Genomic DNA, 13,949 nt, shown 5'->3' on the forward strand with positions numbered 1-13,949 from the left:
CGTTTTAGGAAAACGGTTGAGGTGCCTGCCGGAGGGGCCTCCCTACGCCGCCCCACGTCGGGAAATAGGCCGTCAGGCTGTCACTGCGGCGGCCCAGATTGATTCCGTGTGGTCATCGCGATACCGAAAAATCGCCGCCGGCCTCATTTTATGCTCCGCTAGAATTAGAGGTTCGGTACCACCATCCCCCGGGTGGCCCGTAAAGAGTCGCCGCACCGTGCGAATGCTCAGCATCGCCGCTGCCGGCCGCACATTTAAATCAAGAATTCTAAGAATCTTGGAGACAACCGTGTTCGGACGACCCTCCCTTGCCCATCTCTGCGGCTTTGTACTTTTGGCGCTGTCTTCTCTCCCCGCCGCGCACACCTGGGCGCAGAACTACCCCAATCGACCTGTCACCTTGGTTGTCCCAACGCCGCCGGGCGGCACGATGGACACCGTAGGCCGCCTCGTTGCCCAAGGAATGCGGGTGCCGCTGGGCCAATCCGTGATCGTCGAGAATGTCGCCGGCGCCTCGGGCGTGATTGGCGTGGGCCGTGTCGCGCGCGCCGCGCCGGATGGGTATACCTTGATCTATTCGTCCTTGGCAACGCACGTCATCAGCCCGGCGACGATGAAAGTCCCCTATGACGTGGTCAAGGATTTCAGCCCCGTCTCCTTCATATCCAGCACCCCATGGGTCATCGCCACGCGCGCCAACCTCCCCGTGGACAACATGCAAGGCCTGCTCCAGTGGCTGCGGAACAACCCGGGCAAGGCGAGCATGGGCACCGCTGGCTCCGGGTCGCCCTCCCACCTCGGCGGCATCCTGCTGAAAAACAAGACGCAAACCGAGTTCGAGCTCATTCCTTACGCCGGCAACGCGCCCGTCGCGAAAGACCTGGTCAGCGGCGTCGTCGATTTCGCGATCCTCGATCCCATCCTCGCCCTTCCCTTCATGCGGTCTGGCCATGCCAAGATCCTGGCGGTACTGTCAGACAAGCGCATGACCTCGGCACCTGAGGTCCCGACGATAGACGAGGCCGGTGTTCCCGGTCTCCATATCGCGCCGTGGCAGGCTATCTGGGCGCCCAAGGATACCCCGGCACCAGTGATCAAGACGCTCAATGCCGCCGTCAGCAAGGCCCTGGAAGATCCGGCAATCCGCAAGCAGCTGGAGGGCCAAGGCTATGAAGTGGGCTCGGCGCAAGAGCGCACCCCCGAATACCTCGCCCGATTCCACCAGGCGGAAATCGACAAATGGTGGCCCCTGGTCCAGGCTGCGGGCGCACAGGCGAAACCCTAGGCCCCGCGTAGCCGCCCGGGGTCGACAAGCATGAAACCAACGATCGAATTCGAGCTTAATGGCAAGCCCGTCACGACCATGGCGGATCCCAGCACGCCGCTGCTGTTCGTGCTGCGCAACGAATTCCAGCTAAAGGGGGCACGCTTTGGCTGCGGCGAAGAGCAGTGCGGCGCGTGCATGGTCCTCGTTGACGACCAACCCGTGTACGCCTGCTCGCGCGAGATCGGCACGCTGGCGGGGAAGGCTGTCCAGACGATCGAAGGGCTTGTCCAGGATGGCTCACCCCATCCGGTTCAAACCGCGTTCATCGAGGAGCAAGCGGCCCAGTGCGGCTACTGCACGTCGGGCCTCATCATGAGCTCGGTTGCGTTGTTGAAACGATGCCCCGCCCCTGATCGCAGCGCCATCATCGAGGCGCTCGATCCCCATCTATGCCGCTGTGGCGTGCACAACCGCGTCATCCGGGCAGTCGAGAAAGCCGCTGCGATCATGCGCAAGTCCACATGATGACACCATCGCTACCCAAGAGCCTGGTCGACAATCCGCGACTGAATCAATGGGTCGATTTTTCGCACCCGGGCCGCGCCACCGTGCGGTCGGGCAAGGTCGAGATCGGCCAAGGCATCCTTACCGCGCTGCGACAGATTGCGGCCGAAGAACTGGACCTGCATCCCGACCAGATCGACCTGGTCGCGGGCCAGACCGACAGCTGCCCGGACGAAGGCTTCACCGCAGGCAGCTACTCGGTTTCGGTCGGAGGCGCTTCGCTGCGCCTGGCCTGTGCCGACGTGCGTCGCCTGTTCATCCAGGCTGCCGCCGCACGACTGGGATGCCCGGAGGCAGACCTTTCGATCTCGGACGGGACCATTGTTCGTGGCGGCCACCCCACCGGACTCAGCTACTGGTCCCTGCGTGACGAGGTGTCGCTGGACCGGGCTTACAGCGGGGAGGCCCGCCCGAAAGAGCCGGAAACCTTTCGCTGGGTAGGCCACAAGATGCCCCGCCTGGACCTTCCGGCCAAGCTCAGTGGCAGCGGCTTCATCCACGACCTGCACTTTCCCGACATGCTGCATGCGCGTGTCGTCCGCCAACAGCGCAGGGGGCGCCACATCGTATCCATCGATGAACGCGCGCTCGCTCGCGCGGCCGGCCAACCCATCGAACTGCTGCGGGACAAGGACTTCCTCGCCATCCTGGGCACCTCGGAGTCCGCCGTCTATCACGCAAGCAAGCGTGCCGAGACCGCCGTGACGTGGGAGGGAGGAGAGTCCCTGCCCTCAGACTTCGGCTCGATCGCGTGGCTCAAGTCCCAGGAAGCCATCCGACGCGTCCACGCCACGGGCAAGCCAGACGCGGATAACGTGGCCCACACGATCAGTGCAGAATACAGCCGTCCCTGCCTCACGTATGGCTCGATAGGCCCCTCGTGCGCCTATGCCGTGTTCGCCGACGGAAAACTGACCGTCTGGTCCCACACGCAGGGGCCTGCGGTACTGCGCGAGTGGCTGGCGATTACCCTGGACCTGTCACCGGAGCAGGTGACCGTCATCCACGCCCAGGGCGCTGGCGCATACGGTCACAATACCGCGGACGACGCCGCGTTCGACGCCGCCTTCATCGCCATGCGGCGGCCCGGCAAGACGATCCGTGTGCTGTGGAACCGGGAAGATGAGTTCAGCTCGGCCCCCATCAGCCCGGCGATGGTGATGCGATTGAGCGCCGACCTGGACAAACAGAACCGGCCGCTCAACTGGCGCACCGAAATCTGGAGCCCGCCCCACGTCCAGCGTCCCGGCCTGAACGGAAACAGCAACCTACTCGGGGCATCGGCGATCGAAGGCGCGCCACCGCTCAAACCGATCGACGACCTCCCCCATGAGCGCGGCGGCGGCGCCACGCGCAACTCGGTGCCGATGTACCAGCTCGGACATTTCCAGCTGACACATCACATGATTCCGCTTACCACCGTACGCACCTCGTCCCTGCGCGGACTGGGCACCTGGGCCAACGTGTTCGCCATCGAATCCTTCATCGATGAGCTGGCCGAACACGCAGGCGTGGATCCCGCCCGCTACCGCCTCGACCTGCTTGCCGATGACCGTGCCCGCAAGGTGATCGAGGAAGTCTGCCGCATGAGCGACTGGTTCGGACGACCCACCGAGATCGGCACCGGCTCCGCCAAGGGCCTCGGATTCGCCCGCTACAAGAACATCGCCGCCTACGTCGCCATCGTGGCCGAAGTCACCGTGGAAGAAGACGTCCGCGTGGACCAGATCTGGTGCGCCGCAGATGCCGGCTTGACCGTGAACCCTGATGGCGCGGAGAACCAGATCGAGGGAGGCATCATCCAGGCGCTGAGCTTTAGCCGGGAGAAGCTCCCTTTCGAAGACGGCGCCGTCAGCGCCCGCAGCTGGAGGGACTATCCGATCCTGCGTTTTTCCGACATCCCGCCCGTACAGATCTCCTGGACAGGATCGCCGTACGATCCTGCCGTAGGGGTCGGCGAAGCCTCGGTCGGGCCCACGGTGGCAGCCGTGGCCAATGCCGTGGCGCGCGCTCTGGGCCAACGAATCCGCCGCCTTCCGATCAACCGGGAAACCATCATGGAGACCTTGTTGGGCGAGGGCTAAGCTGCCCCTGTTCCAACTCCTCCGTGCACTTCGTCGGCGCGCGCAGCGCTCCATTCCCGGGGTGACATCCCCGAATGCGCCTTGAACGCACGAGATAGCGCGGCTTCGCTGCCGTATCCCACCTCGGCGGCAATGATCTTCAAGGGACGGCCCCGGCGTAACGCCTTCTGCGCCAGGCTTACGCGCCAAGCTTGCAAATACTTCCCTGGCGTAACGCCGACTGTCTCGCGGAAAGCCGTGGCGAATGCGCTCCGGGACATGCCGGCGGCACCCGCCAGTTCGTCCAAAGTCCACTCCCGCGCAGGCGCCTCGTGCATCGATACCAGCGCGTGGCGTAGGCGCGGATGCGACAGGCCGGACAACAGGCCGCCCTGCACTGCGCCGTTCTCCATTAGCCGGCGCAGTACTTGGATCATGACCACCTCGAACAGGCGCTCGATCAGCGCAACGCGGCCGCACCGGTCTTGAAAGGCTTCCTCGAACAACAACGCCAGGACCGGTTCAGCACCTTCAATCTCGTCCAGCCGCAGGCAGATCACGTCCGGCAATGCGGACGCGACCGGATTACCGGCACCTCCTTCGAAAGAGAGGTTTGCGCAGACCATGTCCGCACCGCGCGTTGGGTCGGTGATGAATTGATGCCTGAGGGGGCGGGGAAACAGCAGCAGGCTCGGGTGATTCACATGCAGCGACTCCGAACGGTAGCGCACCTCCACCGAGCCACTCCGCACCAGGTGCAACTGTCCGCGCGCGCCATCGTCTTCCACCGTGTTGAGACCGCATAGCGCGCCGGTATTGAACACCTGCGCGCTGACGGGGAAATGCGCCATCAATGCTGCAAGCCGGTCCGCCACGCCAGTACTCCTGATCAAGTTTTCTGTACTTCATTAAACCAAAAGTCTTGGCGAGTTGCGCAAAATGCGTCTCACCGGGACCGCTATCACGCAGCTCCCAATCGCAAACCCTTCTCCTCTACGTACTAGGAGCTACTGACATGAACACGACTACCCGCGCCATTGCCGCCGGCCTGCTGGCGACTTTCCTGCAAACCGGCACGCTCGCGCACGCCGCCGAGCCTGCCACCCCCGCGCAAATCGCCGCGCGCGCCACAGTTGAGGGCAATTACGTCGTCACGGCAGACGGCACGCGCCTGTACTACAAAGACTGGGGTCCGAAGAATGGCCCAGTCGTGACTTTCAGCCACGGATGGCCGCTCAGTTCGGACAGCTGGGAGTCGCAGATGATCTTCCTGGCCGACCACGGCTTTCGGGTGATCGCCCATGACCGGCGTGGCCATGGGCGCTCCAGCCAGCCTTGGAACGGCAACGACATGGACCACTACGCCGATGACCTTGCCGCCGTGATCACCGCGCTTAACCTGAAAGACGTCACCGCAGTCGGGTTTTCCACGGGCGGCGGAGAGGTGGCACGCTACATTGGCCGCCACGGCACCAGCCGGATCAAGAAAGCCGTACTGGTCAGCGCCGTACCGCCGTTGATGCTGCGCACGGCCGACAATCCGAATGGCGTGCCGCTGGAAGTTTTCGACGGCCTGCGCAAGGCCTCGCTAGAGAATCGCTCACAGCTTTACCTGGACCTCGCGTCCGGGCCGTTCTACGGCTTCAACCGGCCCGGCGCCAAGGTTTCGCAAGGCCTGGTCCAAAGCTGGTGGGCGCAAGGCATGCAGGCCGGCCACAAGAACACCTACGACTCCATCGCGGCCTTCTCCGCCACGGATTTCCGCGAAGACCTGAAGAGAATCGACGTGCCCACGTTGGTGATCCACGGCGACGACGACCAGATCGTGCCCTTCGACATATCTGGAAAAGCGTCGGCCGCGCAGATCAAAGGCGCGAAACTGATCGTCTACCCCGGCGCGCCCCACGGCCTGACAGACACCCACAAGGAGCGATTCAACCAAGACCTGCTGGATTTCCTCAGGAACTGAGCGAACGCTACGCGAGGGCGGCGGGCGACGCCCTCGCGATCGGGGAAGGCCCTTCATCGGACGGGCCCTTCGTCGGGAGTCAACCGGCTAATCGCGCCGTAGACCACGCCAAACGATGTTCCCGACAACGCGACGCCCACGCAGAACCCGGCCGATAGCGTGAAGGCCAAGGGCGTCGCCGCCTTCGACATCAGCAAAAGCCCGGCGCCATAGCACAGCAATCCGCCGACCATGACGCGCCGGGACCCGAAACGATCGGCGATCATGCCGGTAAATGGCTGGCTAATGCCCCAGACCAGGTTTTGGATGGCGATGGCAAAACCGAACGCTTCCCGTGACCAACCGTGATCCATGGTAATCGGAATGAGAAAAATTCCCTGCGCATGGCGCACGCCGAGGGCTAGCCCCATGATCAGGCCGCCGCCGACCACGATGGGCCAGAGACTTCTTGCGCTGCTCCTGCCCGGAAGTTTCGACCCCATCATTCCCCCTTTGCGTTTCGCATTCCGCTTCGACATACGTTCCTGGCGATTCCATCCGGATTAAACTCAGCCGATAGGGCGTCATCAAACGAAATCTCCGTCGCATTCGCATGAGAAAAAGGAATGTCACGCTCGCTCGTTCGCCTTCCTTCCCTCGACCTGATACGCGGCTTTGTGGCGGTCGGCCGCCGCATGAGCATCACTTTGGCCGCCCGGGATCTCTGTCTCACCCAATCAGCGGTAAGCCGGCAGATTCACGGACTGGAAACGGCCTTGGGCTGCAAGCTGCTGGTCCGCGGGCACCGGTCGATCGCCTTTACGCCCGAAGGGGAGCGACTGTTCCGTAGTGCCGATAGCGCCGTTCAGCAGTTGCAGAATGTCGTCGGCGAACTGATGGAATCGATCGGTCGCCAAACGGTGACGGTGACATCCACGATTGGCGTGACGGGCCTGTGGCTCATTCCGCGCCTAAGCAGCTTCTTGCAGGAAAATCCCAATATCGAGATCCGCCTTTCGGCAAATACCCGGATCGCCGACCTGAAGGCGGAAGGCATCGATCTGGCCATCCGGTACGGTGCCCCGGAAGCCGCCCCAGAAAACGCCATTCGTCTCTTTGACGAAGCCGTGGCACCGGTAGCCAACCCACTGCTCGGCCTGACGGGAATCAGCGAGGCAGACTGCCTGAAGAGGCAAGTCTTGCTGGAATTCGATGGGCCATACCGGCCCTGGCTTCAATGGGGCGAATGGCTGGCAAGCCAGGGATGGGAAGGGGTGCGACCCAAGGCTATTCTTCGCTTCAATCAATACGATCAGCTCATTTATGCCGCCATGGCCGGCCATGGTATCGCGCTCGGAAGGTTGCCGCTGTTGTCGCCCATGTTGGCCGATGGCCGCCTGCGGGTTCTTGGCACCCCGAAAACCGGCCCCGGGACGAGCCACTACGCTTACTGGTTAATCCAGGCCGAGAGAGAACCGAGACCAGAAGTTCTCGAAGTCATGCGCTGGATCCAAGCAGAAGCCGCCACGCCAACCAAGAGCCTCGCGCCTCAGGGGCATGCTGATGCCAACTGGAAGAGCTTGCCAGCCTGATGGCAGGAAGGATAAAGCGCGCCCCGGGAACGTTCTTCGGCATCTCCAATTTTTGCGTCAACCTCACGACCTTGCTGCCGGGACAGCGTCCTCGTTACGGCACGTCCATTCCAAACCTTCCGGTTCTCAATCCTCCACGGCTTCAACAGCCGTAGACGTCCCCTCCTGTGGGGCCATCGGAACGAATGCATCGCAATAAAAGCGATCCGAGGCCAGTCCCCGCTCGGCCACGAAGCTCTGCCGCGCCGCGCTAATCATCGCTGGCGACCCGCAGGCATAGACCTCGCAATCTGCCAGCGAAGCGAAATCGTCCAGCACCGCCTGGTGGACGAACCCCTCGCGACCTTGCCAGCCGCTGCCCTCGGGGCAGTCGGACAACACAGGAACGAAACGGAACCAGTCATGCTTGCCGGCCCACTTGCGCGGCAATTCCGCCATGTACAAGTCTTCCTCCCGGCGCGCGCCCCAGTACAGCGTCATGGGCCGCTCGAGCTTGCGCTTAATGGCATCCTCCACCATGGATTTGATGGGAGCGAAACCCGTACCGCTGGCGACCAGCACCGCCTGCTGGCTCGAGTCGCGCAGGTAAAAGTCGCCGAAAGGCAGGGATACGTCCAGGACCTGTCCGACCTGTACCGCATCCATCAGGTAGGTCGAGAACTTGCCGCCGGGCACATGGCGGATGTGCAACTCCACGCCGTCGTTATGCTGGGGTGGGTTGGCCATCGAAAAATGCCGTATCGTGCCATCTGCCATCCGTACGTGCAGGTACTGGCCCGCCTTGAAGCGCACCCGGGTGCCAGCCGGAAAGCGCAGCTGCAGCACCGTCACGTCGGGGGCGGCTCGGGTCATGCGATAGACCTTGGCCGCTACCGTCTTGCTGGCGGCCGGATCGCGGCGCTCGATGTCGCGCACGGCCACGTCCAGGTCAGAACAGGGCCGGGCCTGGCACAGCAGGACTGCGCCCTCGCGCCTCTCATCTTCACCGAGCACCCCTTCTCCCGAGCCCCCCCGGGTTTCGCCCGCCACGATCTTGCCCCGGCAGCTACCGCAAATGCCAGTACGGCAGGAATACGGGATCTCGTAGCCTGCGGCCAACGCGCCGTCCAGCACGCTCTGCCCGGCATCGCAAGTGAATTCGATGTCTCGCTGGTCGATGCGTATGGTGTATTGCATGGATTCCATCCCGGCCCTGCCGGGTCGATAGAACTAGAGGCCCGCCAGCAGGCGCACGGTGCGCAGCACGGCGGATGCGTCGGCCGTGCCCCGGCCCGCGATGTCGAAGGCGCAACCGTGCCCCACGCTGCTGAAACAGACGCCTCCGCCCACGGACAGCGCACTGGCTTGCCGCGGACTCAGCAGCTTGACCGGAATGTGGCCCTGGTCGTGGAACATGGCGAGATAGACGTCGTGGCGGCGCTGCGCCAGCATCAGGTCGGCGCCCTGCGGGCCGTCCACGTCCAGCCCCATTGCGCGCAGGCGCGCCACGGCTGGTTCGGTAATCGCCTGGTCCTCGTCGCCGAACAGGCCATTCTCGCCCGCGTGCGGATTAATGCCGAAGACGCCCAGCCGCGGCCGGTGGATGCCGATCATGCGCGCGCCCTCGATGGTGGCCAACGCCGCATCCACGACCAGTTGGGTATCCAGCCTGCCCAACGCCGTCCGCACAGATTCGTGCAAGGTCACATGGCCGATCTTCAGCTCCGGAGAGACCAGTACCAGGAAGACCCTGTCGGGCGAGGCGCCGGTCAACTGCGCGATCAGGCCCGGGTAGCCCGAGAATGGAATACCCGCCCGTGCCACGGAAGTTTCCGAATGCGGACAGCCGACCACGGCGTCGACCGCACCGGACCGCGCCAGCCGCACCGCCTCGCGCACATAGGCCACCATGGCGGCGCCCGCCGCGGCGCGTACTTCGCCCGGAACGTATTCCGATGGCGGTAATGCCGCCACGTTGGCCCACAGCAATTGATCCGGATGGCGCTGGACACCCGGCACGAACGCGGTGAGCGACATGCCGGGGGCATGGCGGACCAGCAGCTCTTGCAATACGAACCCGTCGCCCACCAGCACGCAGTCGACCGGCTCGTCCCGCAGGGCGAAAGCCGCCTTGACGGCGATCTCCGGGCCGATGCCATTGGCATCGCCCAGTGCGATCGCGATGCGCTTGCGGCCGGCCGTCATAAAGGTATCGCCAGCAGGGTATCGATGTTCTGGCTATCGCAGACCACGATGCGCTCGGCGAACTTCAACTGCCCGTCGACACCTTCCACCACGCGGTCCAAATAGCGCCCGGAAGCGAACACCTCGGTCTGGCCGTCGCGCATGATGCGCACCACCAGGAACGGAGTCTCCACCCGCGCCGCACCATCTTCGGTGCCCAGCACGCAAGGCAGACCCACGATGTGGCGGTAGCGGTGGCGTTCATAGACATTGGCCTCGCGCAGTGCCGAAACCCGGTCCTGCAGCATGGCGCGCGTGTCGGCATAAATCATGCCCGCCTGCATGCCGGCAGCGTAGTTATCCGCGGTAGTGACCACGTACAGGCAGCGCTCCTCGAAAAATGCCGGCCATGCCTCGACTTCGTCGTTGTCGATGCAGCGTACATAGGCGGCATTGAGATTGCCTAGCCGTTCTTGCGAAAACTCCGCCATGCTTCAGATCTCCATGTAGCCGCGATAGGCGTTCCAGAACCCGCGCACCGACGCTTCCGTGGTGCGATTGTCTTGCGTTTCGATGCCGTCGCCGCCCATCTCGAGCACTGCCTGCTCATGATCGGCACCCATGATGCCGCGCTGCACGAAGCCGCCCACCGCACCGTCCTCCATGGAGACGAAGCCGGCCGGACCGGTCAGGTTGGACTGCTTCAGGCGCATGCGCCGCAGCTCCGGCGTGTCGTCTGCGAATCCGAGATACGTCCAGTTCAGCACGGTCTTGTCTATGCCCGCCGGCAGGATCTGGCGAACCGCGATCGTGTTCTGGATCTGCGCCAATACAAAGCCGGGGAATACCGATAGGATCTGCAGGGTCACGCCGTCGCCGAACTCATCGCAGCCGTCCAGCATGCTCGGGTCGGCCAGCGCGTAGCCCTCCTTGTTGGAACGCAGTTTCTCCGTGCTGTACTCGGTGTTGGGCTGCGGCTGGTGCGAGAGCTTGGAATAGCTGACGTGGTGGGCACCGGTCTCGCTCACGATCACGCCGCCCTTCTGCGACAGCCGGTTGATATTGAAGGTGGTGAAGAACACGTGCAGCAAGCTGGCATGGTAGGAGTCCTTGACGTTCTCCATGTACAGCTTCCAGTTGTTCGGAATGGTCTGCTTGAAACGACCGATGATTTCCACCGGCTTGCACAGCACGCGCTCGATGCGCTCTAGGATTTCGTCGCCGAGGTACTCTTCGATGGGCGGCACGTCCTCGTCCAGGCTGCCGAACACCAAGCCGGCCACGCTGGCGGTACGCAACTTGCGCGGGTGATGCTCCTCCATCCGGAACCCCGGGGGCATGCCGCCCTTTCCGTTCACGCCCTGCTGGAACGCCACTCCCCGCAGGTTACCCTGCAGGTCGTAGCGCCACGCATGGTAGACACAGGCGAAATCACGCGTCTTGCCGCCGTCATCGATCGCGATCAAGGCACCGCGGTGGGCGCAGCGATTCTCGAAGGCCTGTAATTCGCCTTCCTCGTCCCGCGTGACGATGACCGGCATCTCGCCGACGAAGGTGGTGCGGTATGCCCCCGGTTCGGCAATCTCCGCCTCCAGGCACAAGTAGTTCCAGGTCGGTCCCTGGAACACCCGCTTTTGCTCGGCATCGTAGACATCCCGGTCGCGATAGAGCCAATAAGGCACCCGGGTCAAGCCGTCCTCCCAGGTCCGCCGGGGGTCGTGAGTCTCGCTGTGGCTCATGGACTTCCTTGTTGTTGCAAAAATCAGTTAATGGTGACCTCGGCCGTGTCGATGGCCTTCTTCCACTTGATGCGCTCGGCCTTCATGAAATCGGCCATCTGCGCTGGCGTGTCGCCACCCACCTCCGCGCCTTGCTCGATGAACTTCTGCTTGACGTCGGGCATCTGCAGGACTTGGGCAATGGAGGCATTGAGCTTGTTCACCACGTCGTCTGGCGTGCCCGCCGGCGCGACCACGCCGAACCAGGTGCTGACGTCGAAGCCGGAGAGACCGGATTCGGCCAGGGTGGGTGTCTTGGGCAAGAGCGGGCTGCGCTGCGCGCTGGTGACGGCCAGGATGCGGACCTTGCCCGCCTCGTGCTGGCGAAAGGTCGAGCTGATGTTGTCGAAGAACGCATCGACCTGGCCGCCCATCAGGTCGGCGAGCGCCGGTGCGGTTCCCCCATAGGGAACGAACACGAAGTTCAGGTTCGCCTGGGAAGCGACCAGTGCGCCCGTCAGGTGCGACGTGGTGCCGTTGCCCTGCGTGGCCACGGTCACCTGGCCATTGTTCTTGCGCGCGTAGTCGATGAACTCCTGGGCTGATTTCACGGGCAGATCGTTCTTCACCGCAAGCACGTTCGGCACGCGCGCCAGCACGGCTACGGGCGCGAAGCGCTCGGGATCGAACTGCAGGCTCTTGTACAGGTATTGATTAATGACCAGCGGCGCGGGGGGCGTCGACACCAACGTATACCCGTCCGGCGCGGCCTTGGCCACGAGGGCGGCACCGATGTTGCCGCCGGCGCCTGGCCGGTTCTCGATGATGACGGGCTGCCCCCACATCGCACTGAGCTTCTCGCCGATGATCCGGGGCAACACGTCGGCCGTGCCGCCTGCCGAGTACGGAACCACGATGCGCACGGGACGGTTCGGGAATTCACCCGATTCAGCGTGTGCCACGCCACAGAAAACCGCCCATGCCGCTAACGCGGCACAGGCCATCGATGTAGTTTGTCTCATCCTTGATCCCTCCTCTATGGGAAATGCGAACGGAACGCCGTTTCTCATCCGAACATAAAGTCGCAAAGCGAAGATTAGTTCGCATATGAACACACATCAACAAAAACGGCTATAATGTTCGCAAAACGAACGCTCGCGATTTTCTTATCCCATGATCACGACCCCGCGCGATACCCGTACCAAGGAAGACAAGGAATACGTCGCCGGCCTGGAAAAAGGCCTGGCCATCATCGAGGCGTTCGGCATTCGCTCGGGCCCGCTCACGCTGAGCGAGGCCGCCGAGATCACGGGCCATCCGCGCGCCACGGCCCGCCGCTCGCTCTTGACGCTGCAACGGCTCGGCTACGTGGAAAGCGATGGCCGGAATTTCCGGTTGACGCCGCGGGCGCTCCGGCTAGGGCACGCCTATGTCACATCCAGCCCCCTGCCCAAGCTGGCGCAGCCGGTGCTGGAGACCATCAGCGAGCGAACCAAGGAATCGAGCTCGCTGGCGGTGCTCGATGGCGGTGAAGTGGTGTTCGTCGCGCGTGCCGCCACGCGCCGCAGCCTGTCGCATGGCCTGGGCATGGGGTCTCGCCTACCCGCGCACTGCGCCGCGACGGGCCGGGTATTGATGGCGGCGCTTGGCGCGGACGACCTCAAGCAATTGCTGGGCAGGATGCCGCGCCGCGCGCTCACGCCCCGAACTCGCACCGAGATCCCGGAACTACTTGCACTACTGGATGAAGCACGGCGCCTGGGCTATGCCACCAGCGACGAGGAACTTGAAATAGGCGTACGCTCCATCGCCATCCCGGTCTACGACCAAGCGGGCCGCACCGTGGCAGCAATGAGTCTGGTGGCATCGGTCAATCGCTACACGCTGGACCAAATGGTGGAAGTCCTGCTGCCGGAATTGCTGGGCGGCCGACGCATGCTGAGCGCGATGCTTTAGATCTCGACGCACGACCGATGGCGGCGACGCACTGCACAGCCGCTTGCCAAGAGCCCGCCTGCAAGCCCCCGCGAAGAAGTTGGCGCTGGGTTTGGGAAACCAGGGGAAAAAGGAATTCGAGCCAGACGAGTCCTGCACGCCACTTTGCGCCTGCCTGGCATGCGCAGAACAGCGCCGGATCCCGCGTCGTGTGGCGGACTGCAGAAATGAAAATGCCCAGCTGCAAGAGCTGGGCATGGAATCTGGTGGCCTGGGGCGGAATCTCATTCGCAGCTTCTACGCCTTTGTTCATGCGGGTTTGTAAATCTCAGAACTGCGTGGGGGTACAAACTGGGGTACAAGTCGGGCGGCGATGTATAAAAGCCACAAAATAATGTATCGCCGTCCAATGATGCTGTTCTTCTTTCGGACGGGGGTGGCTTTGATGCGCTGGCTTTAACTTGCCAGCGCCCTGTTGCGCTCCACAGGCCTCCATCGCCAGCGTGGCCCTCGCGCACGGCCTGAACGCGAACTTGGTGCATAAATACAGGCAAGCGCAGCGCGCAGCGCCGGCAGGCGCGAAGACGTGAGGGATGGAAGCCCGAAGGGGCAAGACGCCGCAGGTGTATTGACCCAGTGAAATCCTGCTCACGTCATAATCGAGGAAACGACGTTGAGCACGAAGATGGAAGAAGACAT

12 protein-coding genes and 1 pseudogene are annotated in these 13,949 nt (G+C 63.4%); 6 read left to right on the plus strand and 7 right to left on the minus strand.

Annotated elements, in window-relative coordinates; translation table 11 throughout:
- Positions 1-289: 289 nt before the first annotated feature.
- The 3 genes from Q0319_RS06405 to Q0319_RS06415 are packed head-to-tail and all read left to right on the plus strand — an operon-like array spanning position 290 to position 3,915.
- Complete coding sequence (locus tag Q0319_RS06405; protein WP_299451476.1) at positions 290-1,285, plus strand: tripartite tricarboxylate transporter substrate binding protein; 996 nt, start codon at positions 290-292, stop codon at positions 1,283-1,285.
- A 30-nt stretch (positions 1,286-1,315) separates the two neighbouring features.
- Complete coding sequence (locus tag Q0319_RS06410) at positions 1,316-1,792, plus strand: (2Fe-2S)-binding protein (protein ID WP_299451477.1); 477 nt, start codon at positions 1,316-1,318, stop codon at positions 1,790-1,792.
- Positions 1,789-3,915: a molybdopterin cofactor-binding domain-containing protein gene (locus Q0319_RS06415; RefSeq protein ID WP_299451478.1), complete on the plus strand. Its 2,127-nt coding sequence runs from the start codon at positions 1,789-1,791 to the stop codon at positions 3,913-3,915. The genes Q0319_RS06410 and Q0319_RS06415 overlap by 4 nt, the downstream gene beginning before the upstream one ends.
- Here Q0319_RS06415 and Q0319_RS06420 read toward each other — a convergent pair.
- Positions 3,912-4,769: an AraC family transcriptional regulator gene (locus tag Q0319_RS06420; protein ID WP_299451479.1), complete on the minus strand. Its 858-nt coding sequence runs from the start codon at positions 4,767-4,769 to the stop codon at positions 3,912-3,914. The two genes, Q0319_RS06415 and Q0319_RS06420, sit on opposite strands and share 4 nt — an antisense overlap.
- Before the next feature lie 140 nt (positions 4,770-4,909).
- On the opposite strand from Q0319_RS06420, the gene Q0319_RS06425 reads away from it, so the two are divergent.
- Positions 4,910-5,863 carry an alpha/beta hydrolase gene (locus Q0319_RS06425; RefSeq protein WP_299451480.1) on the plus strand — a complete coding sequence of 318 codons (954 nt, stop codon included), beginning with the start codon at positions 4,910-4,912 and terminating at the stop codon, positions 5,861-5,863.
- A 74-nt stretch (positions 5,864-5,937) separates the two neighbouring features.
- Here Q0319_RS06425 and Q0319_RS06430 read toward each other — a convergent pair.
- A pseudogene (locus tag Q0319_RS06430) lies at positions 5,938-6,345 on the minus strand (MFS transporter); the annotation flags it as partial.
- A 123-nt stretch (positions 6,346-6,468) separates the two neighbouring features.
- Between Q0319_RS06430 and Q0319_RS06435 the strand changes: the two are divergent.
- On the plus strand, positions 6,469-7,434 hold the full coding sequence (locus Q0319_RS06435; protein WP_299451481.1) for a LysR substrate-binding domain-containing protein: 966 nt from the start codon (positions 6,469-6,471) through the stop codon (positions 7,432-7,434).
- Positions 7,435-7,560: 126 nt separating this feature from the next.
- Here the strand turns inward: Q0319_RS06435 and Q0319_RS06440 are convergent, their stop codons facing one another.
- Genes Q0319_RS06440 through Q0319_RS06460 form a run of 5 tightly spaced genes read right to left on the minus strand, consistent with a single transcriptional unit; the run spans position 7,561 to position 12,337 of the window.
- On the minus strand, positions 7,561-8,619 hold the full coding sequence (locus Q0319_RS06440; protein ID WP_296469449.1) for a 2Fe-2S iron-sulfur cluster-binding protein: 1,059 nt from the start codon (positions 8,617-8,619) through the stop codon (positions 7,561-7,563).
- A gap of 24 nt (positions 8,620-8,643) precedes the next feature.
- A complete protein-coding gene (locus tag Q0319_RS06445) occupies positions 8,644-9,618 on the minus strand; it encodes a 4-hydroxythreonine-4-phosphate dehydrogenase PdxA (RefSeq protein ID WP_299451482.1) in 975 nt (324 codons plus the stop codon).
- Complete coding sequence (locus Q0319_RS06450) at positions 9,615-10,088, minus strand: aromatic-ring-hydroxylating dioxygenase subunit beta (protein ID WP_296469453.1); 474 nt, start codon at positions 10,086-10,088, stop codon at positions 9,615-9,617. Before Q0319_RS06450 ends, Q0319_RS06445 begins: the two co-directional genes overlap by 4 nt.
- Before the next feature lie 3 nt (positions 10,089-10,091).
- Positions 10,092-11,336, minus strand: coding sequence for an aromatic ring-hydroxylating dioxygenase subunit alpha (locus Q0319_RS06455; protein ID WP_296469456.1), 1,245 nt, complete (start codon positions 11,334-11,336; stop codon positions 10,092-10,094).
- Positions 11,337-11,359: 23 nt separating this feature from the next.
- Positions 11,360-12,337 (minus strand): tripartite tricarboxylate transporter substrate binding protein, encoded by a 978-nt coding sequence (locus Q0319_RS06460; RefSeq protein ID WP_299451483.1) that lies wholly within the window; start codon positions 12,335-12,337, stop codon positions 11,360-11,362.
- Between the two features lie 151 nt (positions 12,338-12,488).
- Here Q0319_RS06460 and Q0319_RS06465 point away from each other — a divergent pair, with 151 nt between their 5' ends.
- Positions 12,489-13,271, plus strand: coding sequence for an IclR family transcriptional regulator C-terminal domain-containing protein (locus Q0319_RS06465; RefSeq protein ID WP_296469460.1), 783 nt, complete (start codon positions 12,489-12,491; stop codon positions 13,269-13,271).
- Positions 13,272-13,949 lie beyond the last annotated feature (678 nt).

The organism is uncultured Pigmentiphaga sp. (assembly GCF_937950555.1).
In the GTDB taxonomy this organism is placed as follows: domain Bacteria; phylum Pseudomonadota; class Gammaproteobacteria; order Burkholderiales; family Burkholderiaceae_B; genus Pigmentiphaga.